This is a genomic window from Chitinibacter sp. FCG-7, assembly GCF_040047665.1.
GTDB lineage: Bacteria > Pseudomonadota > Gammaproteobacteria > Burkholderiales > Chitinibacteraceae > Chitinibacter > Chitinibacter mangrovi.
This window is the reverse complement of sequence record NZ_CP157355.1, coordinates 3,212,080-3,236,701: the sequence shown is the minus strand read 5'-3', so window position 1 is coordinate 3,236,701 and position 24,622 is coordinate 3,212,080. Positions and strand designations below refer to the sequence as shown.

The window sequence follows — 24,622 nt, the reverse complement described above, 5'->3', positions numbered from 1 at the left end:
ATCCATGTTGCAATTTTTCCAGAATGCCTACCGCCAATGGTGGCTCAAGCGCCACCCGATTAACGATGAACTCTGGCAGCCGCTGACCACAATGCCGATACTGCGCGGGCTCAGCAGCGACGAATTACAACGCCTCAAAGCACTAGCGGCGTGGTTCTTGCATACCAAATCAATTTCCCCCGCTAAAGACATTGAATTTAGCGACCCCATGCGGCTGGTGCTGGCCGTGCAAGCGGTGTTGCCGATTTTGAATTTGGGCTTTGACGCCTACGATGACTGGCAGGAAATCATTATTTATCCCAGCCAGTTTGTGACGCCCACTCGCGAGCGCGATCACCACGGCTTTGTGCATGAAGGCGAGCAAGTGCTGGCTGGACAAGCGCGCAGCGACGGGCCGGTATTACTGTCATGGCACGATGTGATGGAAGCGCCATGGCAAGATGGCTTTAATGTCGTCATTCACGAGCTGGCGCACAAACTCGATATGCGCAATGGTTTTCCCAATGGCAACCCGCCGCTGCATCACGGTATGAACCAGAAACACTGGCAGGCCGCATTTAGCCATGCCTTTATCGATTTGCAGCAAAAAGCAGACCGTGGCGAATACAGCCCGATTGATCTCTACGCCGCGAGCAATGCCGCCGAATGCTTTGCAGTCTGCTCCGAAGTATTTTTTGAAGACCCACACACGCTACTCGACACCTATCCGGCGGTGTACGAACAGCTCAAACTCTTTTATCGGCAAGACCCCCAAAGCCGTCTGCCTCGTGTAGGCTATCGCCCTTATTTTGCCGAAGCCGTAGTGCACTAAGATGATAGGCCTGATCCATACCAATACCCCCCCCGAGCTTTGCGCTGAAGCCCAATCGCTAGGCTTGCCAGTATGGGATACCCCCCCTAGCGATGCGACCCACTATTTGTGCTGGGTTGATGAACATCTTGAGCTGCACTCGCTCACCGAAAAAGCACCGGTGTTTGTTGATTTTGTCGGCGGCGCAGCTGCGCATCGACGCCAGTTTGGTGGCGGACGTGGCCAGCCGGTAGCCAAAGCCGTCGGCATCAAAAGTGGCTACCTGCCACGCGTACTTGATGCCACCGCCGGGCTAGGGCGAGATGGCTTTGTCTTGGCCAGCTTGGGTTGTGACGTGACCTTGATCGAACGTACCCCGGTAGCGTATCTGCTGCTGAAAGACGGCCTACAACGCGCACAGCAAGATACCCACACCACAGAAATTGCCCAACGCATGACGCTGCATTTTGGCGATGGCCGCCAATGGCTGACCGAGCGCGCTACGGGCATCGGCCCCCTGGCTGAACAAGCATTTGATGTCGTCTATCTTGACCCGATGTTTCCCGAGCCGGGCAAACGAGCCAAATCCAAAAAAGACATGGCGGCATTTCAAACGCTGATCGGCGGCGACGAAGACGCCGATGCGCTGCTCACCCCGGCACGGCAAATCGCGCTCAAACGCGTCACCGTCAAACGTCCCCGCCACGCGCCACATCTGGCGGGGATCAAACCCGATTTCACGTTAGAGGGCGAAAGCACCCGATTTGATGGGTATTTGCCATTTAAGCCACTCCATAATTAGCAGCCGCATAAACTACTGACTTATTAAGGAAATATTCCAAGCAAAAAAATAAGAACATGAAAAATACCACGATCAGTTCATAGCGTTTCCATCCCTCTAGCACACCTCAGTTCAAGCCAAGCAACTTAGCCTGCCAACCCCCAAATCCGCCTGCTACAATCATTTTCATTAGAAAAAATCAATTTATAACTGTTTTTATGGCGGAGTAATCGATTTTATGGATGAGATCGGGTATCAATGGCTATCGCTGACCTACAACGTGCATCCGGTACACCCTCTGGCCGTACAGAGTGAAATTGGGCGTAACCGCTCCACGTCGAGTGACGGTGACATACGTTTTGAAGTTTACCCAGAAAGCTACCGCCCTCTTGACAGTTTTAGTGAACAACTGGCTTTTGCATTCAAGTATGAAGGCATCCATCTGGAATTTCTGGCTCGGCTTTTTTCTCAAACTTTGATCAAGCAAGAGCTAGAACAATGGATTGCGCGAGAACCAACAGGAAGTTATGCCCGCCGCGCCTGCTTCTTGTATGAATGGTTATTGGATGACACGCTGGCTGCGCCCAATCTAACGCGAGGCAACTACATTAATGCACTTGATGCCGAACTGTATCTAGTCGGAACTCCGATCAATTGCCCGCGCTGGCGGGTGCGTGACAATCTGCCAGGTAATCGCGATTACTGTCCTATCGTTCGTCGAACCGCGGCAATACAGGCGACTGAAACCTACGATTTACCCGCCAAGCTGGCCGAGCTGGAATCAGACTTCGGCGTTGATCTGATTTTGCGCAGTACAGTTTGGCTAACCGTCAAAGAGAGCCGCGCCAGTTTTCTGATTGAGCGTGAGCAGGATAAAGAAGACCGCATCCGCCGCTTTGCCGCCGTCATGAAAAACGAATGCGGGCAACACGAAAATCCATTCACGCCCGAAACCCTGAGCCTATTACAGCGCGGTATTTTGGGCGATATGGCACTGCGCTATGGACTGCGCCGTTCACCCGTTTACGTTGGGCCTTCAGCTCCTTCAGATCATTATCAAGCGGTCGTTGATTACATCGCCCCACATTGGGAACAAACAAACGCCCTTCTCTCAGGACTTGCGCATTTTCTCAAACGCAGCCAAGGCGCGTCATCCATCGTGCGCGCCGCAGTCGCGTCTTTCGGCTTTGTTTATATTCATCCAATGGCGGATGGCAATGGCAGAATATCGCGCTTTTTAATCAACGACATCTTACGCCGCGATGGCCTCGTGCCCGCGCCGATTATTCTGCCAGTTTCAGCGACCATCGCCGACAGCACGCAAGCGCGCGCCGCTTATGACAAAGTGCTTGAGCGTTTTTCGCGCCGCCTGATGCGCAAATATGCCGATCAATATGCGTTTGGCGAGCCTGTCATCGCCGAGGATGGCGTTGAATACAATCTTTATTTCAGTGCTTACGACGATGCACTACCCGCATGGCGCTACCCCGACCTCACGGCACACGCCGAATATCTCGCCAAAATCATCGACACAACGCTAACACAAGAAATGCGCAAAGAAGCCCGTTTCTTAAAAGCCAACGATCAGGCCCGCAACGCAATCAAGCAATTTTTAGAAGCACCGGACAATGAGCTAGATAGCATCATCCGCAGCATCCGGCAAAATGGCAACGAGCTATCTAATCAGCTTTGCAAACGCTACCCAATCCTTGCCGAAAACCCAGCAATTGGTGAACGGGTTGTTGATATGGTGAAGCAGGCTTTTGCTGATTGAATAAACATGGTTATCAGCACGGACTGATAAACTAGCTCCGATCAAATAACTCATCAACTTCATTAATGGAAAATACTTTTGAACTTCTATCATTGTCGTAGCTATAATCATCGCCATGATCTTCATAGTATCGATCAAGCTCATATGAGATACTATATGACCCTGCTACGATCTCAATATCACTTTCTAAAAAATTTACATTCAATTCACTAAGTTTATATTTAATGAGGTTTTTTATTTCTTTTTCTGCTTCATCATACTCTCCATAACCAACCTTAGAGAAGGCATCACTAACCTCAATAAATTCACAAAAATTATCACACATTAAATTAATAACATGTTCTTTCAACAGCTCCACATTTTCCTGGTAGGCTTCTATCGTTGTAGGCACACTCGAAATTAGAGATGATGCAGCTCGAATTTCATCATCCGACCCAATAGAACAAACATTCTTTTCTACAAAATCCAGCACTTGCTTATTGCTTATCTCGCCTTCGGATAGCGCCCATTCAATAACGACAAATGAATCGTAGGTTGCACAACCATCGGCATTTAAAAGTATAAAATCAATAGCGCAACTCCAATCACCTTGAAATATTATTTCACCATCATTAATTTCAATAATTCGGTACAAACATAACAGCGAAACATACGAAGTGCTTACACCTTCAAACCCACAAGCTACAAGTTCACCCATCATAAAGTTACAAATATCATTAAAGTCAACTTTTGACAAATCCCCATTACGTTGCAAACTTAATAATGTAGTTAAAGATGATTCCGATCTAAGGCTTTGCATGCCATTACGCAACATACTCACATCATCTTTATATCTCTGTAAAACATAATCACCAATTGAAGGATTAAACAAATCTAGAGTTGCAGCTCTATCAAATACTCTTCTATTCAAAAAAGAACCAGTCAACTGTCGAATATTTGACTGAAAATCACGCCGACCTTGAAAATTTTAATTACTGGGTAGTGCTGTAAACGAATGGTATGCCCCCGTTGATTTTTTCTCTGCAATCTCTTTGCCATTTAGCACTACTAGAAATATGATTGCACGCCCAAAATCATCCTGTTGCGCAATAAAAGGATTCTCCCACATCAAGGATGGATTATCTAAAGACTGATTAATATATGACCAATATTCGGTTGTGCCATAGCTCTCAATTCTATTGGCATCTGTGATATAGCCAATCAACCGAGGATTAAAGTTTTTATGAGTGATAATTAATTTGCATCGCTTATCAACATAAAGCTGGTTGATGTAATCTTCCTCAAGCCCTGAATGCCAAATGTGGTTATACAGAATGTGAGCTTTATCTAACTCAGATAGCGATTTGATCTTTAGTTCAAACTCATTTCTTTGCAAGTTATTGTGCTCAAAACAATCTATAAGTAGCTTGCCTTGATTTAAAATTGTACTTCTTGATGTCAAAATGAATCTTTTGTTTTTATTGCTGGACACTCGTCGAATAAATTGAGTTATTTGATTTCCTTCGTGTCCTTTGAGAGCATCCAAATAATTTCTCCCCAAAAAATCATCAAAATAGAACACCTGCTTACTGTCATTCTCAAAAATAGACTCCGCTTCTCGCACTTCATTAGTTATTTTAACAAAACTAAATTCTTGTGCTACGTAGTGCAAACATAGATGGTCAGCAAGAGTGGTTTTTCCTACCCCGGGTTCGCCCGTGATAATAACCACATGCAATTTTTCTAATAGCTCGAGAGCTAATCGATGATTTTCTGTCACCGCATATTTTGAAGAAGACTGTAATGTCTCTTGCAATGAAAACTCACTTCGCCCAAAAACTGCATGATTTAAAACATGACTGAGCACACTGGCACTTTGAAGCCAGAGCTTATAATGTCGTTTTTCTATATCAGGCTTTATTTTCAGCAAATCATTTAGATCTTCTTTCCCATAAATATCGCTTTCCAACAGTAGGTAAGGAGAGAGCGCTTCTTTGATTTTCTTTTTGTCCGCGCGCGAAAGAGAATTTGAAATTGCTAATATATATCGCTATGGCTTTATTTTCTCTATCTTTATTTTTTCAGTAGTACTTAATGTGTTGATTAACTGTTTAGTAGGTGTACCGCACCAATGTTTGCACTGAAGGATTACCTCACAGCTATTGCTCGTAAAAAATCGACCGTCAATACCTGCATCTTTACCCGGTTTAAATCGTTCGAAGCGTTGACCTTCAGCATCACCGAGTAGATCTGCGCATAATATTTCAAACTCTTTATCATTAAGCGCTTTGAAGTCGTAGTCAGACATAGTTACCTATATATTTTTTAAAATTTCAATGCGAATGTATATTTTATTACTAGGAACCCGACAATTAACGCTCCAAATGAAAAAAGCCCTGCAAAGGGCATTTTTCATTTCTGCGAACAGAAAAACTCACTCCCACTCAATCATTAACAGGCTGCATAACCACATTATTTTCATCATAAATATGAAATATAAAAACTAAAGCCATTAAAAATACCATGACCAGATCATAGTGTTGTACTCACCACTAGCTCACCAGAGCACAAGCAAGGGGACAAAGCCTACCACCCATAAACCATCTGCCATAAATATTTTTATTAAAAGCTCCAATTGATAACTATTTTTATCTCGTGATTACCTGCCTGTTAACTCATCCAGAGGCTACTGATTGCCTGATCACCAGAGATTGCCTAAATTCGGCCAAAAGCGGTCGCTAAACCTTGATACTTTTGAATTGCCTCATGGGCGAAGATTGAAATCATTTACCCGGAGGTGCGCTGCAGTGCTGAAAGTCGCTCATGTCCTCTGTCTCGGATACGTTGATAGGAATCGCCTATAAGTTTTTGAGCCCATTTTCTGATCTCATCAGGCGACATGTACTGGAGGCTAAGTACTCCAGTTGCAGTATAGCGAGTCTGCGGACGTTCAGATTCGAGAAGTTCCGCTATTGATTGGACGTTTTTTTCACTAAAAGGAATGTTAGTACGCAGGCAAGTCATTAAGAGGCTATCCAATACTTCCCCAGACTGAATGCGGATGACCAATTCATGCCTCGCAGCCTCATCCACTGAAAACGCGGTTGTTGTGGTTCAATGATTTCGGACACCAACTTAGGTGGTAATCTCGCCACCATTAACGAGGTGTTTCATGAGCAAAGTTCGCAGGACATTTACCCCGGAATTTAAAGCCGAAGCCGCCAGTCTGGTCGTCGATCAAGGCCACACGGTGTCACAAGCCAGTAAGGCGATGAACGTCGGCGAGAACATACTGCGTCGCTGGATTAAGCAGCTGAAACAGGAAAGACAGGGCATCACGCCGCAGGCCAGAGCACTCACGCCAGACCAGCGTCGCATTCAGGAGCTCGAAGCGCGCATTGATCGGCTGGAATGGGAGAAAGCCCTGTTAAAAAAAGCCACAGCTCTCTTAATGGCGGACGAACTCAATCGTACGCGCTGGTAGACCAATTAAGTGAGCATGAACCCGTAGAAATGGTCTGCAGCACCTTCGGTATTTGCCGTTCCAGTTATTACCATTACCGGCATCGACGCCAGCATATTGATCGTGAACGAATCGAGTTGCGCGCCAAAGTACGCAATCTGTTTAAGCAAAGCCGAAATGCGGTAGGCAGCCGCAGTCTAGTCTGGATGCTGGCGGTAGAAGGCATTACGGCTGGCCGATATAAAGTGCGCCAGCTCATGCGAGAAGCCGATTTGCAGTGCAAACAGCCAGGCGCACATCGCTACAAAGTCCACAAAGATGAACGTCCAGACATTCCGCACTTATTGCAGAGGGCGTTTAATCCGGAGCAACCGAATCAGGTCTGGTGTGGCGATGTCACCTATATTTGGGCGGGCAATCGTTGGATTTATCTGGCCGTGGTGCTGGATTTGTTTGCCCGTTGCGTGGTGGGCTGGGCGCTCAGTGAGCACCCGGATGCCGAGCTAGTCAGCCGTGCGTTAGATCATGCCTGGCAACAGCGTGGCCAGCCACTGGGGGTGATGTTTCACTCGGATCAGGGTAGCCAATATGGCAGTCGGTTGTTTAGGCAACGGATATGGCGCTACCGGATGCAGCAAAGCATGAGCCGGCGCGGGTGCTGTTGGGATAATGCGCCGATGGAGCGGTTATTTCGCAGTCTTAAAACAGAATGGATACCAAAGCCTGGGTATGAATCTGCAGAAGAAGCCAGGCTGGATATTGGCGTTTACCTGATGGCGTATTACAACTGGCAGCGGCCACACACCGCCAATGGCGGGCTAGCCCCTGCCATTAAGGAAAGACAACTTAATTTACTGTCCGAGAATTGTTGACCACAACAAAATGCTATGTGTTAGGGGGCTCAAATGGGACTAACAGGGGGGTTGCGTGGTTGTTCCCAGTTTTTTGTGAAATTGAGTACGGTATAAGTCCATTTTGTGAGATCAAAACAGCGTGCGTGTGAGTGGTCATTTAAGTGCGAAACATTGTTATGTGCCGTACTATGTGCCATGTTATGTGCCGTACTATGTGTCGATAACCCCGTTATGTGCCGTATTATGTGCTGGATATGTGCCGTACTATGTGTCGATAGCTATTTCGGCTTCGATATCTAATAAAATCATAATTTCTGCTAGATTTGAGGCAAAAACACCCTTTTATTTCGAAAAAGGGCGTACAAAGCCGGTGTACTCGCAGTTGTGTACTCCTCGAAATACACACATTTGGTCGGCAGATACGGTTAGCTAGTCAAAGCAAGTTAATCCACGCCCAGCGCCTTAAAAACAGCATCAACCGGATCAGAAAAGAAACTCGTCTGGAACTTGGCAAACAGCTCACCAGGCACTGATGGAATGTCGACTACACTCGACATGGGTAATAGGATGCGTTTCGCACCGGCATCAAATGCCACCTGCAATGTCTCGGCCAAATTTCGTGCGGGCGTAATCGTGCCACCAAGACTCATATCGCCCATCACAACCATTTGGCCTTGCATCGGTTTGGCTAACGCGGCTGAGCACAGCGCAATAAAACTGGCTAGGGTGGTTGCTTCAGGTTGACCGCTGTTTTGCATCTCGACCAAATGCAGATGGAAGTCTTTTTCGTTGGTATGAATTGCGGCACTAATACGGCCAGAGTTAGCTTTGAAGTAATCAAATGCCACTTTGACTTGCTCGCGCGCCATTGAACCGGAAATGGACAATTTACCGCTACCGCTCATGCTTTGAATCTCAATGCGATACAAAGACGGTACTTCTGCACCGCCCATGGCGATGGTGTACAAGGTGCCGGGGTTCGATCGCCCCTCTGGAATCAAACTGCCACCGCCCTGCTCGGGGACAGTTACAAAGCGCTCTTGGTTGTCTTCTAGATCGATATAGCTGAAGTGAACATCGTAAAACTCCATGCCACCAATCTTTTTCAGCTGCTCTTTGACACGGCGGCGTGTTTCTAATGCGTATTCAAGACACTGGCGAACCAGTTCTTTGTCGTACTCGCCGTGTGGCGCAATGAGTTTTAACAGGCCAGAGGTTGTGCGGCGGACGGCGATGGTGTCGCGCTGATTGAGGTTATTGCCAAGGCGAAACCATTTATCGATGGCATCAGCAAAGCTACGCTTACGCATTTCCCGTGCGAACTCAGCCAAATAATCGACAATCATGCCATATTGGTTGGTGAAAAATTCAGGCCGCATTTTAGGGATTTCCCAGCCTGGCACGTAGGCATGGAAACGATCAAAAAATGCTGAATCAATCATCGCCTCTGGAAATGGGGCCAATAAATGGCTTGTTTTTACCATCGTTTCGACACTTTGGTTAATATTGCCGACAAACACCATCGACGCATTTGCATTAATCGATTCACGGCCACGGCTGAATGAACCAGAAGCCATGTAATCCTTCATGATCTGAATACCGTCATGATCTTTGAAGTTAATCCCCGCAACTTCGTCAAATGCAACCACATCCCACAAGCCCACCAAGCCCACTTTGCGCGCCGACATGTTGTAAAACAGATTGGCGACGGTGGTTTGACCACCAGATACCAGAATACTGTTCGGGCTGATTTCTTTGTAAATATGGCTTTTACCTGTGCCCCGTGGGCCCAGTTCGCAATAATTGTAGTTGTTTTCAACCAGCGGAATCATGCGTGCCAGCAAGTGCCACTTCACTCGCGATTTGAAACAAGTCGGCTCCATGCCGGTAGAGCGAATTAATGCATCGATCCACTGCTCATTATTGAATTCACGACGCCCCGCAAACAGCCCTTCCATATCGGTATTGGGCATTTGAATTGGCTTTAGATCGGTCACAAAGAATGGAGAACCTTTCTGGCCTTCTTCATATTGATAGCGCAGTGAAACAATACACCAGATCCCTCCAACCAGCAGTTTTTCAAACTCGCGAACGTGCGCGTCGCCAATTTCAGCGTTTTTAACATTCAAGTTGGACAGCAGCGCTTCATACACATCGCGCTTTTCATTGAGTTTGACGGTAACCTTGTCGATTACCTTATAGCTGCCAGATTCACGGATCTTGGATTTGATCTTCTCGGCTTCATCGGGGCGAACATAGTTCTCAGCCAGAATCCGCTTAACGTTCTGTAGCCCAGTTTCAATGACTTGCGCATCATCAGATGCGCAGTACATGCCCAATAAATATTCCAGCACATAAACGGGAACGTTTGCTCCTTCCTTGATTAGCTTGGTCAGGTCTTTGCGAACCACCTTCCCAGCAAAATGGCGCGTGAGTAGGTCGTCGAGTTCAAGGTTAGACTGCGCGTTGGTGTTTTCGATGGGCATGGTTTCTGTATTCATTTTGAGCCTTAAAAGTCGTTAGCCAGTGCCAAATCAATTTTTAAGGCATGGCGCAAGATCTCAACTTTGGAATCAACATCGCGCAAGATCAGGAAATAATCCTTTTTGGCATCATAACTACCTGCTTGCAGCGTCAAAATCACTGATTTTTTGAGGTCGTCGAGCTTATCGGTACGAGCTATCAAAAGTCACGACCTGCTCATTACTAATCACGGTATCACCATCACGCACCGAAATATTCACCGTGCGCGGCAATACCTTGGCTGAAACAGGGGCTGTCTGGACAAATTCAAACCGAGAAATATTCGAAACAATCTTGTTGGACAGTAGCATCGGCGCAATGCCGACATGCTCAACCTTGGCCTTGTCGGTTTCACTCAGCTTGATAGTCAGCAAGGGCACGACTATTTCCTGCGGCATGGCGCTACCATGAACAAATTTTGCGCCCCCCGAGAAATGAAAACGCGTTGCGCCTTTGGGTACCCAGAAATGAAGGCTCGCATCGGCTTCGGTGCCTGCCGTTTGCTCAGTAGAACCAAACCAAGCTTTGTCGGTTTGCCCTAGATCGTTCCCCAATACATAACGCTTCTTGGCTTTCAATGCGCCGATGGCTTTGATATTCAAGGTAGAACGATCTGCGTTATCCAGCGGAGATTCCTGATACAAGAAGCCATGGTCGGCGGTCACTAGCACGGTTGATGCCGCCAAATTGCCAACCACAAAACCCACCAAGCGATTGAGCTCTTCGAGGGTGTTTTCGACCGCCTCAAACGTTTTATTCTCCGATGCTGCCTTATCACCCAGCATATCGATCTGGTCATGGTAGATGTACACGACGGACGCATCGCGAACTCGATCACGTGCTTTATCTTTTCCTAGGCTAACCAACTCTTCCCAATTAATGGCAATGCCGCCGTGTTTCGCCAAGATAGCATTACGATCTTCTAAAGATGCGGTCGATTTACCATCAACCAAAACGCTAATATTAGCGCCGACTTTATAACTCAAAGTATCGTGCGGTAATAATGCGGCCATGCCTAAACTGGTATAGCTTGGCAAAACACCCAGCATTGCCCGTAGCTCGGTTTTGTATTTATTGCGTGTGAGAATTTGTCGACTCAACTCTTCAGCGGCTTCATAGCGGAAAGCATCCGAGATAATCACAAAGATGCGCTTCACGCTGGTGTTATCCAGCGTGGCTTTTACTTCGCGGCGATAAAAGTCTTGCTGATTAATCACGCCAGGTACAGACCAGTTTTTGAGTAACCCGCTATCGCCCTCTAGCAACTTGCTCCATGCAATACCCAGTTGCGGCACAAACCAACCGGTATAGGCCTCTTCAACGCGCTCGCGCAGCAATTGCAATAATTGCCAGCCCATCATATCGACTTGCTCGGCGGCACGATGGAAATGGCGATAATGCTGATCAAAGTGGTAAAGCGTTTTTTGATACGCTTCGATGCCCGACATAGCGCTATCAAAACTAAAGCCAGCTTTGTATTGCTCACACAAACACAAGAAATCGGCTGCGGCTTCCAGTGCCTCATAGCAATTGAGCAATGCGCGAGTGACATCACTCGTGGCAGCCAATTTGGGGTTCGCCCAATGTCCGTCACGGCGGCGCTCAAAAATGGCATGTACCGCGTCAGCCGATGCAACTGCGCTGCTCAATATCCGATCACGCAGATCTTTGATAATCCACTTTTCAACCTCGGCAAACGTCATCGCATCCAGCATTTTCTCGGCTGGCAACGTGGCAATGATCGTCGTCAGTTGCAATGCTTCAGCAACGGCAGCAGAGACTGCATCATAGCTACCGTAATGCGTGATACTGCCACGCCACTGCGACAAAAACACCGAAGCCGATGCCGCCTTAGCACGATCATGAATTTGGAAATGGGATAACTGGCTTGGCAAATCGCCGACCAAACCTTGCGCTAAATCGGTCACCATCAAATGGAACAACAAATCACGCAAAGACGGGTTCGTATCACGATAACCCAACTCCGCCTCGACCAAATCCCAAAATGCAGCGCGTAAACCGTAGGTCAATAACTCAGCCCAGCCCTTAGGCTCGACCGCCAAATTAACCTCGCCTTCTGCATCCATAGCCGTAAACAGCTTGGTCAGCATACTGAACAAATCGGCTTGCTCAGCCCGAATCAGCACCGCAATCATTTTTCGATCCAGATCCGCCGCCTGATCGGTCGACAAGGTTAGTCGCTTGAGTTTCTCAAAACGCTCTTTGGCGCGTAAAAATGCACTTCTCTCTTTCAAATGCGCACGCACAGAAACCGTGTGCAAGCCCAGATCTTCTAACTGAATCGATGCTTCATCCGCATGAAAAGGCTTGGCGCGCATACGCACATCCAGCAGCCAATCATCCTCAGGCGCAGGCTGCGCTTGCTGGCTATAAAACAGCCATTTGCTATCTGCAGGTGCGCGTTCAATATCTAGCTTCACGGCTAATGCTGGGGTGCTATCAAGCTGAACAATGGTGATATCGCCTAAGCCCGTTAGTTCAGAGGCAAAATTGGCTTCGATGTCGTGCCAAAAGACAAAACGATGTTGCTCAAATTGAGAAAAAAGAGATTGCTGGATTTTTGTCATGGCCAATTTAGTATTGAGTTAATTCGTTTGTTATTTCTAATGAAATGCCTGACAAGAAATATTCTTGAGGTAAGGCTACTCCAGCATTTTTAAACAATTGCCAATATTGACTAATTTCAGAATGATTACACTGTTCTAGTACAGCTTGCGTTTCTGGCAGTTGGCTTTGAAATCTTGCGCCGTTGGTGCACGCTTTAAAGGCCGCTTGCAGCATGTCATTGGGTGGTGCAATTAAACTCACGAAATAAGGTGTACTCAGCGCGATCACGAGACCGGAAGGATCAAAGTCGACAAATGCATAAACCGGAAGTTTGAGAGAATCCAAAAGCGCGACTACATAGTCTTGACGATACACCTGCGGCATACCCCGAAACACGACGAGTGGATTGCGAGATGCCATGTTGGGCTCAAACTGCAACTGATGGATATTTTCAAATGCCTCCCAGTTTTCAACCAACATCACGCCATCGTGCCGATTTAGTATTGCAACTTGCTGCCAATCCAGTTCCAAATGGCTTCCATCAGGAAGTTTCAGCGCCTCATCACCAAGGCAAACCACGCTTCCGGCTAAAGCTTTAACTGCAACGCGGTTCAATCTCACATTACTTTGACTGAGTTTTTCATTACTAGCTAATGCCAAGCTTTCCGTACGACTTAATCCATCCCATGCCTCGGGGCGTGTTGAATCAGCATCAATCCCCGCTTCAACCTTGAGTAGGTCTTTAATGATTTGCTTATCGGCAGCATTAAATACATAGCTTCTACCCTGCAAGTGACCGATTTGATGCATATTGGCAAATTGTTCTAATCCACGCGAAGACGAAGTTTTCTCGTCATCATTCTGAACAATACGCAGCAAGGTTTTGATTAAGCTTTTTTCCATATTTCCACATCGCTCACAATCAGGTTGCCAGACATCGCTTCACTCAGACCCGGGTAGGCGACAGTGTTTTCCACACGGCGCATCGCTAACCCAGATATCTTTTTCTTGGCTTCTAGAATCTGCCAAGCATGCAGTAAATAAACCAGCCATGCAGCCTCATCAATGGACTGATAGTCGGGCATTTTTCGTAGCCACTCAATGGCTGAAATCGGTTCTTGAGATTGTCTTACTGCCTTCAAATACAATGCAAATGCCCGCTGAACTGGTGATGCGGCGATAATGTTGACTCGGCCTTGCGCGTCATCCGTAATCATCTGGCCAGCTTGGCGCTCTACCGCAAAGCGCAATGTTGGAGCAGGTATGGATTGCGCGACTTCAACTAAAGCATCGCGAGTCAGATTATCCGATAAATCAGCATGGGCTGAGATTTTGAAACCTTCGAACGTTGAGCACCAATCAGGCAAATGATTGAGTTCATCCACATCAGGCGGGATGTAATCTGGATTCTTTCGTAGAAACTGGGCAAATGCACGTAAACGCTGAGCTTGTGGCTCGACCTGGCGCAGGCGGTATAGATATTCTTTTAAGACCGTTGAAATATCCATCAACGAGGCACGCCATTGCGGCAAGCGCTCTAAAATTTGACTCTGGTAGATTTGCTGCAAGGGCTGTAATAACGATGAACCACTTAATTGCTCCAATAATGCCGCATCTTGTAATGCACCTAAAGCAATGCCAATTTGTTCGCACTTGCCCAGATAAAACTCATTCTGGCGTTTTTTCTGCTCTAGGGTGCTGACATTGGCAAAACGGTTATCCGCCAAGGAGCGCATCAGGGCTAAGAATGAATCGAGTCCTTCGGCCAACTCAAACACACCCGATTTAAAGTCATCCGAGTAGGTATCTCGATCTTCAGCACGGTTATCAAGGCATGCCTTCAGATACTCATCAATCAATTGTGGCAAACGATCAATTTGCTCGGCAAAGTTGGCACTGACGGCGTAATTGCGCTGCCGAAGAAAAACTTCATCCAAGTGACGGCTTAAACTTGAATTGAGGCGAAACTCATCCTGCACCGCAGGCACCAGCGCACGGTGCTGCTTGAGCAAATACAAGGCGCGCTGAGTTTCATCAGTCAGCGTGATACCGCCATTGATATAGGCATCGGCAACTAGATCACGATGTTTATGCAGCACCTCAAGATAGGCTGCAATATGTGCAACGCCCGTGGTCACAGCAATGATCCTTGGCTGGTGACTTCGGTTTCTTCGTCATCAAGCCCGATCTTTTCATGTTCGGACAAGAAAGCAATGGCCTCCATAATGAATTCGATCTTGCCAGTCACTTGATAAATTTCGCGCTCACTATTGGCGAGAAACAAATAACCTTCGTCCTTAAAGCGATTCAGCACTTTATTAAATCGGGCACGATCCGAGCTATCGGCAGCTTGCCCTTTCACCAAGTTAGCTAGCGACTGCAAATCGTTGCGCAGCGTTGGATTACTATCAATCGATAACATCAAGCTTGCCGTCTCAATCACAAAGCCAGCGCAAATCACATCATCCTTTTGCGAGACACGCATTACCAATTCAAGGAAAGCCACCAAGGGGCGCAACTCATGTTTGATCTTGATGAATACTTCTTTCGCGGCTTTTTTCTCTGGCCCACCCGTTTCGATATGCGCAGCAAAAAATGCTCCACCATGCTGAGTTCTGGATAGTTTCAGACCAATTTTGCCCAAATAATCATTCACGCTCTGCTGATTGGCTGGGTTATTCAAAAAGGAAAACGCTTCACGATGCGTAATCTCGCAAACAAATGTACCTTCCAGTAAGAGCCGAACCGTACGTTCAAACATGAGCGGCCTCCTCCTCCAGCAAATATGGGTCAGCGACTCTCACTTGCATCAAGCGTCGGTCTGGTTCCACCGTGAAGCAATGATTAAATAACGCCAAAGTCTCTGGGTCTGGATCTGGAAACGCCGACACCAGCGTGATGTGATTGCACTTTAATAGCTCGATCAGATGCACCACATTGCCGCTATCGAGATCTTTAAGCTCATCCAAAGCCCAGACAATATTCACATTGGCATCTCGGCGAATCCGGTTAATAAAGGCCACAAAAATACTGACCAACACTAGGTAGGACAAGCCATTGGATGACACCGCTTCCAAATCCGAAGCTTTCCTGAATTGGCGCGTATTACCATTTTCAACCACTTCACCCTGAATCCGGATCAGCTGCTTTAAATCAGCCTGAATCCCAGACTTGGTTTCCCAATGGCTCAGCAAATCATCCAGCGTTTTTGCAAACGGCGCAGGCGGTAATTCATTGCTCATGCCATTAACCCAATGATGATTCGCCTCGGCCATCTCGCAAATCGACTGCCAATACGCCAATTCACGGATCGTCGAAACCACCTCAACCTTCACCTGGCTAATGCTTTCAAATGAAATATTTTGATCCAGATGATTTTGCAATTCGCGATTAAATTGCAGCACTTTTTTATGGAACTCATCCATGGTGCGATGAAATTGAATCACCGTACCCGCGATCAAACGCGCGTCCATCAGCAAAATGCGCTGCACAGTACGATGCTCTTCGGTAAACCAGCTTCTAAATAGCGGCACCCATGCTTCATCGGGTGCATCAATCAGGGCAAGGTGATTTAACTCGATAAATTCACTCGGTTTCGCCCCCTGCGTTTTCGCGAAGCCCCGCCGAAGTTCGTTCACTAAGCGACGCACTTCGGCTTTACTCTGCTGCTCATCGTCATACGCTTTATTGGCTAAGCCAACGAGCAGATCTAAAGTCCAGCTAGGATCAAACGTACGGACCTCGATCGCGGTGTATGCCACCATCTTTTCAAGTCGAGTACGCGTCAATTTTTGCTGTTGGTCGAGTTTTTCGAGCTGTTGCTTGAGTTGTTCAAACTGAGTTTGATATCGGACGTCACCCTCTTTCCACTCACGATCTAGCGTTTTGAGCTTCTGGTTGAATGCCTCTTCCTGCGCGCGATGTTGGCGAGCATCTTGTAGCCAATTTTCACGCTTAGGCCATTCATCGCGCAGCCAGAGACGCCAACTCTGCACCGATTCAATGACCAATTTGATTTGACCAAGATCACGATCAATAAGCCGCAAACGATCAGCAATTTCTTGCAAACGTTCAGTATCAATACCCTTCGCCTGCAGCGCAGAACGACATTCGACATCCAATTGCAGCAGCGTTTGTGCTAGCTCGGCTCTCGCTGCTTTTTCTTTGGTATTCAGTGCATCAATCGCTCCGCGTTTCTGCTCGGTTAAAGCTTTTTTCTCCTGCAGTGCCTTTTGCTCCAGCTCATCGCGAGCATCTCGACCAGCACGATCAAGTTGGTCGATCTCGCGCTGACAATGCTCCAATACCAGTTTGGCCTTGGCCAAGCCCGCTTCCGCATTCGCTTTGGCGAGATTTCGTTGCTCGTTTAGCTGCTGTTTCGCTGATGCCAATTCAGCCTTGGCAGTTTCCACGTGAGCCATGGCTTGCAACAATACTTGCTCATGTTGCCGCATGGCCGTTTCAGTTTGCGCACAGACACTGCTGCATTGGCCGAGTGTCGCTTGCTCAGCCTCCAACTCTGTACGAGACAGGGCGACTTGGCGTTGCTGCTGCGTAATTTCAAATTGTGCCGTTGATTCGTCGGCCAGCGCATGCGGAGCCAGCTTAGATAAATCAAGATTGAGCCCATACAGCGAATCTAGTCGCTCAATAAACTGCGGGCTTAAATCAGTGCGCGTTAACAGTTCGCCATCAATTACGCGTGCAATATCTTGCGTCCAGTCAGGGCATTCAGAACGCAAAAAATGCAGCAAGGAGCCCGGCTCGGGCATGGCAAAGCGCTGCTTCTCTAGCAGTGCAGACTCAAATTTGGCTAGCTCTTTTTTCTTTTCTTCAACTTTGCGCTCTTGCCGTTCGAAATTGATTTTTGCTGTACTAAATGCAGTCGTTTTTTCTTGCTGGACGTTAGAACGCTGATTTTTCTTTTCTAGCGCGTCGGTCAACGCTTGCTGCTTGGCATCGACCAGGGCCTGACTTTCTGGAGGTACTTGAGGGTTATTAAGCTGAGTACGCCAAGAACCAACAGCTTCCTGCGCTTGTGCTAAGGACAAGGCATAAGGCTCGCGCTGCGTTTTTTGCGTGGCATCTAAATCAAGTCGCTCCCCTGCAATTTTCTGCTCTAGCTGGTGTTCGAGTGTTTCAAATCGCTGCCGTTCCTGATCCGCCTGTTGGTCAAGATCTTCTTTCTCGGAATAAAACCGTGCTTGCTGCTTTTGCTTTAAGGTTTCATAACGTTGTGCAATTTCGCTTTGCTCACCCAGCAGCGTTTCCTGCCGTTTCTCAAGCTGCTGTTTTTCATCGCGCAAATCAGGGGCTCGCTTCACCAGCTCATCGCTTGACCGAATCCCTTGCTGCTCGTAGCGATCCCACGCCTGCTGAAGCTCGGTGGCTTTGCCCTCGGCATACTGCGCATTTTTTTCTGCTTCAATTTTTTTGCTTTGTAACTGCCCACGCGCATCGGTATATCGATTACGTGCCTGCTGATGCTCGGTGTCGAGCTTAGATTTTTGCTCAGCGAAGCCATGCCATTGGTCTTCTAAATGCAAAAGCAAGGACGCGAGCTTGCCTTTGACTTCGCCCAAGCTGGCACGCGTCGCTTCCAGCCGCTGTGCCGCTTGATCGGCTTGCTCCATCACCGGCTCAAGCGTCATCACCGACGTGTAGGCGGCATAGTGGCGCGGCCAATCTTCCAGCTTTTTACGATCTGCCGTCATACTCAGCGTTTGCTGCGTATCGCTGGTACATTCCACCACCATGCTCTGCAAGTCTTCAAAATTAGTCTTGCGGCGGAACATACCGGTGATGATTTTTTCAATCTGATGCAGTGGTTTATTGGGCAGCGTAAAACCGTAATCTGACGAAAGCTCACGAATCTCGCGCAAGCGTTTGCGATCACCACTAGTGCTGTGCGTTGCCAGCATGATGGCGCGGTATTCAGCCAAAGATTCAATTTGCTGTTCATGGCAGCGAAAGCCAGCCAGCTTTAAATGGCGCACAAACTGTGGCGCAGGCACGAAAGCCCCATCAGCGGTCACGAACTGCCTGGGATCAAAGCCTTCTCGCAGCAAGCGGAAACACACTTTCTCGCCATGCTTATCGGCATATGCCACCACCATCCGCAGCCCACCATCGGGGCGCTGATATTCGAAAGCAATATAGGAAGTAGTACGCGGTAGATAGTAGCCAGTAAAGGTGTGTTTCCCCGCTTCGGTGGTCACAATCCGATTGGGGCTTTCACCGTAAAACAGCAGCAACAATTGCAGCATCGACGTTTTGCCACGGCCATTACGCCCAGTCAAAACCGCCCCGCCATCCACCGGAAACTCAATAATCCGGCCGATACTGAGCGAATCAATCAGGATGAGTTTTTTGAGCTGAAAGCTAGGGTTTGATACTGAATTTGCCGTAGCGGTATCGACGGCTTCACTTGGGAAATTCATGTGTGCAGACCAATTGGATGGCTAAATGAGAGGATTGAAAAAGGCACAAACCATTACGGAAACACAGTTTTCAACCACTGAACCAAACCAATATGTAATGCCGCAGTGGAGTCAAGCAGATTGCCTTCGACTGCATAATAAAGACCTTCACCAGGCCTCTTTTGCCAAGCCAGCCAAGTTGCCACTTCAGCTTTACTCAAGCGATTTGCATTGAATTTTGGGACAACTAGACAGGCCACGGTCATTTCGGCTTGCGCCAAAATGCCGCGTTCAGCGGGCAATACCGATTGCTTGATCCAGTCTTCCAGCATGCCCTCGGATGCATTATCTGGCATTACCCAAACGCCAAGATCGGGCAAACCATCGTTGTGTTTGTAGATCAAACCACCAGCAGCAAGGGCTATGGGCAGCGTGTCATAACCCTGTGCAGCTACCTCACGAGTGACTTGACTAACTGTATTGGCAAAACCACCACCATTAGCCACCCAATCCGCATCCACTACAATCGCCAGAGCCTGCAATCGACCATCGTTTAAATCACCAATCAGCGTAGCCAGCAGATTTAAAACACCCTGCTTGGTATTTTTACGCCCTCCGACCTCAACAGGCGGCGCGACATTAATGCCAGCCAGAATGGTTTGTGACCTGCAAAGCAGCTCAAAAAAAGCACGATCTGCCTCACCCTCAACCAGTAATAAACGATCAGCCATCAGCGCACCTCAACATCTGATTGGGTGATATTGAATAGCTTCTGCTCGTCAAACACCGTTGCAATCACTCGGCCCTGATCGCTGGTTCTCACACTGCGGCCAACGCGGAATAGCACGCCTTCTGTTGCCGTTTTTTCAACGGCGACTTTGGCAAAGCTCTCGATGCAGTCCCAGCTGTGAGTCGTTGCAAAGACCTGAATATCAAGCACGTCAGCCAGATCAAAAATAAGTCGCCAGACTTCCTCTTGAACTGAGTAATGCAGGCCATTTTCGAATTCATCAATTAGCAAAAAACCGCCCTTGGCAGCAAACAGCTTAAGAAATAGTTGAAGAATCCGAAAAATACCATCGCCCATACTATTCAAAGGTACTGGTATATTCACATTCTTCAACTTAACGATTGCACTTCTAGACAATGAACCAGAATCACTCTCATCACTTTCATCATCTCGAACAAATAGAATTTCTTCGAAATCAGGACTAACAATACGAAGTGCACTTTTAACAAATTCCTGTGCTTCCGTGAGACCGACTCTATCCCACATATCAGCTAAATCATCTTCAGAAGTGAACTGGGTAGAAATATAAGAGCATGGCATCCTTTTATGCATTCTCAGGAGAGGCCTAAGTCTGCCATTAGGGCCACTAAAACGCAGGATCACAAGGTTACTATCGTCGATTTGAATCGCAAGTGATTCATTAATATCCTCACCTTCAAATTTAGCCAACTCACTTTTTAAAACTTGCATTCTTCGAAGACGTGTTCTACCTTCACCTTCGGCATCAGATTCAGCGTATTCTTCCTCAAAATAAAAAACATGTTCAATCTTCACGGAATTTTCACCGGTACCATCTCCGATATCAATTCCAACGCCATCAGTTTTAGGAAAACTCCGGTTTGCAAAGAAAGATCTAAAAGGCAAATCATCCTGTAACTCAAACTCTTTAGTATTAAGTCGCCATTTCTCATTGTGACTTATGGCAAGATCTTCCAATAAATGTGGATGCGCATTCCCCGCATAAATCCGCAGCGCTTCCAGTACCGAGCTTTTGCCGGAATTATTCTTGCCGACGATCAAATTGACACGGCCCAGCTTGCTGACTTGGAAGTCTTCCAGCGCGCGAAAATTTTTGATATGCAGTGATTTTAAATGCATGGTTTTTCCTTGATTGGCCGTACTTAATCGTCTGATCCGCCGGAAATCGCTTTCACATCCGCCAGCAGATCACCGAATTTACCATAATTGACTTTCACGCCGTCATCCAGATCCAGCGTGATGCGTTGGTCGGCGAAGTGGCGGAGTTTTTCGTCGTAGAGGCGCAGTTCTTCTAGTTTCTTTTTCAGCTTGTCGATCTGTTTGTCGATGGCTTTTTTGGTTGCGCCGGTGCTGGCTTTGAGGGAGTCGTCTTCCAGCAGTTTGATGCGTTCTGCCATGCAGCTAGGTGAGCGGGACGACGTATTCGGCGCGCATGCGGGCGAGCGTGCTGTCGTTGTAGCGGTGCAGGTAGACCAGCGCTTCGAAGGCTTTTTGCTTGCCGCTGGAGAACAGCCAGTAGATCGGGCGCTTTTTGTAGGTTTGGCAGTGATCTTTGAAAAAGCTGCCGGAGATATAGCGGCGCAGCGCGTCTTCCGCCGTTTCGTCCGCCTTGCGGCCAAGGCTATCGGCCAGCCAGGCGAGGTTTTCCGCCAGCGTGTCCTGCCCCCATACGGCGACGAGGAATTCTTTGACGCGGTTGGTGGCATCATCGGCAAACCACGGCAGATCGTTCACCGGCACGATACCGTCGGCATCAGCGGCAAAGCGGGTATAGCGCTGTGGGTCAAAGCCTACATTGCCTGCGTGCGCATACACCAGCCCCGGCTCATCGAGACTGTAGCGCCCCATCATGCAGCCGATGGCGTAGGACACCAGCCGTTGCATGTCTTTTTCGCGGTCGGCTCGTAAGCAGGTCACCTCTTGCTGGGACACAAATGGATCGAACTCGTGCTCCAAATGGAATTCAGTTCTGAATATTTGATTAATAGAAGTTTCAATTTCAGCCAAGCGTGAAGCTCGCCCCAAAGAATCCGCCTCCCAGTTAGACCATGATTCTTTAACTAATGCTCCTTTAAAGATAAATTCTAATTTCTGAAAATCAGGAGATATTTCACTTGCATCCCAGTCGGCTTGGGCTACGTCCACAGCATGATCTATCAGCGCTCTTAGCTCTGCCAGATTATTAACCTTAAGAAACGGCAGATTTTGAAAGTCTCCCAAAGTAAAATGCAGCGTAGGATTCAAAATACTCGACAACAAACCACATAGCTTGCTATTCAACAAAGCCATGCAACACATTTGATCATCCTCCGCCTCAAAGAAAGCCATAGGGCCGGCAGTGTCAAATATATACCCTACTGGCACCAGTCTCGCCGAAATATCGAGAGAAATATCAGTCCAAGTAATTCCTGACCTAAAATAATATCGCCTATTCTTAATTACAAACTCAGGATCGCTAATTTTTGGATACTTCCCTTTAACCAAATCCAGCAAGACCTCACCATTTCTCTCATACCTAACAACATTTAAATTGTTACCAGCCCACTTCCTGTACTCGCCACCTTTGTTATAGGGAAACCATTTCCCATGATAATTCTCACCGCCTTGTTCAATTTCTTTGCTTGATATCTCAAACCAAAACCTTAGGAAGGTTTTATTATCTGTTGTCGCCATGCCTTGCCGTGCATCAGCGCAAGTCGCCATCCTTGGGTTTTTCTTGAACAACTCTCGAATAGAGGAAGAAACCCAGTATGCGATTGGGCTTGACGGAATCAAATAAAAATCCTCATGCTTTGCCATATAGCGCCTACGTTCATGCTCGACATTAAACAACAACTCTTTGTCAGCTGCATGCGGCGCATTATTTAAATCAACATAGACACCATCAAACCCAGAAAGATGAGTATTCCTAAAAACTGAAGCACAAGCCAAAGCCACCTTGGAATTTAGCTCTGGAAAGCTATTAAAACCTATGTGAACCATACTGGATATTGTTTTTAATTCAAGCAATTGAGCGCGCAAATCGCCAAATGAAGTCAAAAACATCCAGGATTGCATTGTTACGAGAGCGAAAAAACCTTCCTTCCTAGTCAAGAAAGAACTTTGCATCATAAAGGGTGCAAATAGATCCGCACGACAAATTGGATAATATTTTTTTATGAACCCTTTTAATTCAGGTGACTGCCCTTTGTCGCCCATATACGGCGGGTTAGCGACCACCGCATCGTACTGCCGCGCCAGCACTTGCGCTTGTTGCAGCAAAGGTTGCAGCGTGGCGGCGGCGGATTGGGCGTAGAGATCGCCGCTGTTTTGCGCGGCGGCGATGCGGTTGGCGAGTTGCGGCAAGGTTTGCGCGAGCGCATGGGGTATCTGCAACAAGCTCCCGAAGGTCTTGGCCTGCGTAAAGATACTAAGCAGGGTATTGAGCGCGTTGCGTTCCGCCGCATCATTCAACCCCAGATCTTGCGCCAGTTGCGCAGCGTCGAGCCCGGCGCTTTCCTGTAGTGACAAGACGTTGAGCTGGACCGGGTCGCTAAACAGGCGGCGGTCGTCGGCGCGGGCGCGCATCAATAAAGCAAAGGCGGCGAGCTGGGCGGCACGGTCGTCGATGTCGAGGCCGTAGAGGTTCTTTTCCAGAATCAGGCGCGGAATGTCGCGCTCGCGGTAGCCGCGCTCTTGATAGATGGCTTTTAACAGATCGTAGGCTTCGACCAGAATGTGGCCTGAGCCGCAGGCGAGGTCGAGCACGGTGATCGATTCGGGGTTGAGCGTGTCGCCGTCCTCGCTAATGCGGGCGCTGATCAGCGCGTCGAGCTGGGCGTTGACTTCCGGCGTTTGCTCGGCGGGGGCGATGTAATACTGCATCTGGCTGGCGAGCGTGGAGCTGGGGTTGGCTTGCAACCAGAGGCGGCCAACGCTGTTTTGCACCAGGTATTTGACGATCCAGTTGGGCGTGAACAATTGCGTGGCGGCGGGGATGTCTTCGGACTTCACCACCTTGCCGATGACCTGGTCTTTTTTCTCGCTGATGTAGAACTGGTAGAGCCAGCCGATGATTTCGACCTGATCCCAGTCGGCCTCGTCGATGCTGTCGACCAGCTTGCGGATGACCGAGTCGGTGCGCAGCAGGTTGTCGGGCAGCAGCAGCTCGCTGTCGTCGTCGATGCGTTCAAACAGAAAACCCATGTGCGCGGCGAGCTGGTTGCACTGGGCGACGAGCAGGCGTTTGTACAGCTCGCCATCTTTGCTGGCGAGCTTGAGCTCAGAGACGTCCGCGACGCTGATGCCGGGCAGATCGCCGCTTTCGACGAGTTCGAGCGCGTGAGTAAGGATGTCCGGCAAGCCGCCTTCAGTCACGCTTGAGAGCACCCGCTGGCCGTGGCTGAGGTAGTTTTTCAACTCCATAAAGCGCAGAGCGGCAAAACGGTTGAACCAGGTGTAGGCAATGGCCTCGATGGTAGCGGCAAAGCCATCGCGCTGCATGCGGGCGATGAGCACATTGCGCTGATTGGCGATTTTGGCAGGGAAGGCTTGGCCAGCGATAATGGCTACTTGGCCCTGCACCTCGCACGGCTCGACTTGGAGCTGGCCTTTAGATTCAGCAATACCCAACTGCGCGGCACGGCTTTGCACCATGGCGATAAAGTCTTTGCGCGCCTCGGGGGCGTAGGATTTGAGTTTGGATTTGTTCATTTATTAGACT

The 24,622-nt window shown here is 48.2% G+C and carries 18 protein-coding genes; 4 read left to right on the top strand and 14 right to left on the bottom strand.

What is annotated here, in order from left to right; translation table 11 throughout:
- Window positions 1–4: 4 nt before the first annotated feature.
- The 3 genes from ABHF33_RS15250 (at window position 5) to ABHF33_RS15240 (ending at window position 3,345) form a co-directional block, all read left to right on the top strand.
- Window positions 5–811, top strand: coding sequence for a zinc-dependent peptidase (locus tag ABHF33_RS15250; RefSeq protein ID WP_348944749.1), 807 nt, complete (start codon window positions 5–7; stop codon window positions 809–811).
- A 1-nt stretch (window position 812) separates the two neighbouring features.
- Entirely contained in the window at window positions 813–1,592 is a 780-nt protein-coding gene (locus ABHF33_RS15245; RefSeq protein ID WP_348944748.1) for a class I SAM-dependent methyltransferase, read from the top strand.
- Window positions 1,593–1,809: 217 nt separating this feature from the next.
- On the top strand, window positions 1,810–3,345 hold the full coding sequence (locus tag ABHF33_RS15240) for a Fic family protein (protein WP_348944747.1): 1,536 nt from the start codon (window positions 1,810–1,812) through the stop codon (window positions 3,343–3,345).
- A gap of 31 nt (window positions 3,346–3,376) precedes the next feature.
- On the opposite strand, the gene ABHF33_RS15235 is transcribed toward ABHF33_RS15240, so the two are convergent.
- The 3 genes from ABHF33_RS15235 to ABHF33_RS15225 all read right to left on the bottom strand — a co-directional run bounded on the left by ABHF33_RS15235 (window position 3,377) and on the right by ABHF33_RS15225 (window position 5,632).
- A complete protein-coding gene (locus ABHF33_RS15235; protein WP_348944746.1) occupies window positions 3,377–4,255 on the bottom strand; it encodes a hypothetical protein in 879 nt (292 codons plus the stop codon).
- Window positions 4,256–4,312: 57 nt separating this feature from the next.
- Window positions 4,313–5,293, bottom strand: coding sequence for a hypothetical protein (locus ABHF33_RS15230; RefSeq protein ID WP_348944745.1), 981 nt, complete (start codon window positions 5,291–5,293; stop codon window positions 4,313–4,315).
- Between the two features lie 81 nt (window positions 5,294–5,374).
- Window positions 5,375–5,632 (bottom strand): restriction endonuclease, encoded by a 258-nt coding sequence (locus ABHF33_RS15225; protein WP_348944744.1) that lies wholly within the window; start codon window positions 5,630–5,632, stop codon window positions 5,375–5,377.
- 864 nt (window positions 5,633–6,496) lie between these two features.
- Between ABHF33_RS15225 and ABHF33_RS15220 the strand changes: the two genes are divergently transcribed.
- Window positions 6,497–7,659, top strand: a protein-coding gene (locus tag ABHF33_RS15220) for an IS3 family transposase (RefSeq protein WP_348944743.1) whose coding sequence is annotated in 2 segments (ribosomal slippage) — window positions 6,497–6,761 and window positions 6,761–7,659 — 1,164 coding nt in all. Because the reading frame shifts where the segments join, the coding sequence is not laid out codon by codon here.
- A 425-nt stretch (window positions 7,660–8,084) separates the two neighbouring features.
- Here the strand turns inward: ABHF33_RS15220 and brxL are convergent.
- The 11 genes from brxL to pglX are packed head-to-tail and all read right to left on the bottom strand — an operon-like array spanning window position 8,085 to window position 24,612.
- Window positions 8,085–10,142, bottom strand: a complete 2,058-nt coding sequence (gene brxL / locus ABHF33_RS15215) for a protease Lon-related BREX system protein BrxL (RefSeq protein WP_348944742.1) — start codon at window positions 10,140–10,142, stop codon at window positions 8,085–8,087.
- An 8-nt stretch (window positions 10,143–10,150) separates the two neighbouring features.
- Window positions 10,151–10,327: a hypothetical protein gene (locus tag ABHF33_RS15210; protein WP_348944741.1), complete on the bottom strand. Its 177-nt coding sequence runs from the start codon at window positions 10,325–10,327 to the stop codon at window positions 10,151–10,153.
- The gene (gene pglZ / locus ABHF33_RS15205; RefSeq protein WP_348944740.1) at window positions 10,308–12,752 is read right to left on the bottom strand and encodes a BREX-1 system phosphatase PglZ type A; all 2,445 of its coding nucleotides are present in this window, start codon (window positions 12,750–12,752) and stop codon (window positions 10,308–10,310) included. The genes ABHF33_RS15210 and pglZ overlap by 20 nt, the downstream gene beginning before the upstream one ends.
- 7 nt (window positions 12,753–12,759) lie before the next feature.
- On the bottom strand, window positions 12,760–13,635 hold the full coding sequence (locus ABHF33_RS15200; RefSeq protein WP_348944739.1) for a DUF7281 domain-containing protein: 876 nt from the start codon (window positions 13,633–13,635) through the stop codon (window positions 12,760–12,762).
- On the bottom strand, window positions 13,620–14,870 hold the full coding sequence (locus ABHF33_RS15195) for a hypothetical protein (RefSeq protein ID WP_348944738.1): 1,251 nt from the start codon (window positions 14,868–14,870) through the stop codon (window positions 13,620–13,622). Before ABHF33_RS15195 ends, ABHF33_RS15200 begins: the two co-directional genes overlap by 16 nt.
- On the bottom strand, window positions 14,867–15,493 hold the full coding sequence (locus tag ABHF33_RS15190; protein WP_348944737.1) for a condensin complex protein MksE: 627 nt from the start codon (window positions 15,491–15,493) through the stop codon (window positions 14,867–14,869). Before ABHF33_RS15190 ends, ABHF33_RS15195 begins: the two co-directional genes overlap by 4 nt.
- Complete coding sequence (locus tag ABHF33_RS15185; protein ID WP_348944736.1) at window positions 15,486–19,172, bottom strand: ATP-binding protein; 3,687 nt, start codon at window positions 19,170–19,172, stop codon at window positions 15,486–15,488. Before ABHF33_RS15185 ends, ABHF33_RS15190 begins: the two co-directional genes overlap by 8 nt.
- A 53-nt stretch (window positions 19,173–19,225) precedes the next feature.
- Window positions 19,226–19,882 (bottom strand): DUF3226 domain-containing protein, encoded by a 657-nt coding sequence (locus ABHF33_RS15180; RefSeq protein WP_348944735.1) that lies wholly within the window; start codon window positions 19,880–19,882, stop codon window positions 19,226–19,228.
- Window positions 19,882–21,039: an AAA family ATPase gene (locus ABHF33_RS15175; RefSeq protein WP_348944734.1), complete on the bottom strand. Its 1,158-nt coding sequence runs from the start codon at window positions 21,037–21,039 to the stop codon at window positions 19,882–19,884. The genes ABHF33_RS15180 and ABHF33_RS15175 overlap by 1 nt, the downstream gene beginning before the upstream one ends.
- A 23-nt stretch (window positions 21,040–21,062) precedes the next feature.
- Complete coding sequence (locus tag ABHF33_RS15170; RefSeq protein ID WP_348944733.1) at window positions 21,063–21,317, bottom strand: hypothetical protein; 255 nt, start codon at window positions 21,315–21,317, stop codon at window positions 21,063–21,065.
- A gap of 4 nt (window positions 21,318–21,321) precedes the next feature.
- On the bottom strand, window positions 21,322–24,612 hold the full coding sequence (gene pglX / locus ABHF33_RS15165; protein ID WP_348944732.1) for a BREX-1 system adenine-specific DNA-methyltransferase PglX: 3,291 nt from the start codon (window positions 24,610–24,612) through the stop codon (window positions 21,322–21,324).
- Window positions 24,613–24,622 lie beyond the last annotated feature (10 nt).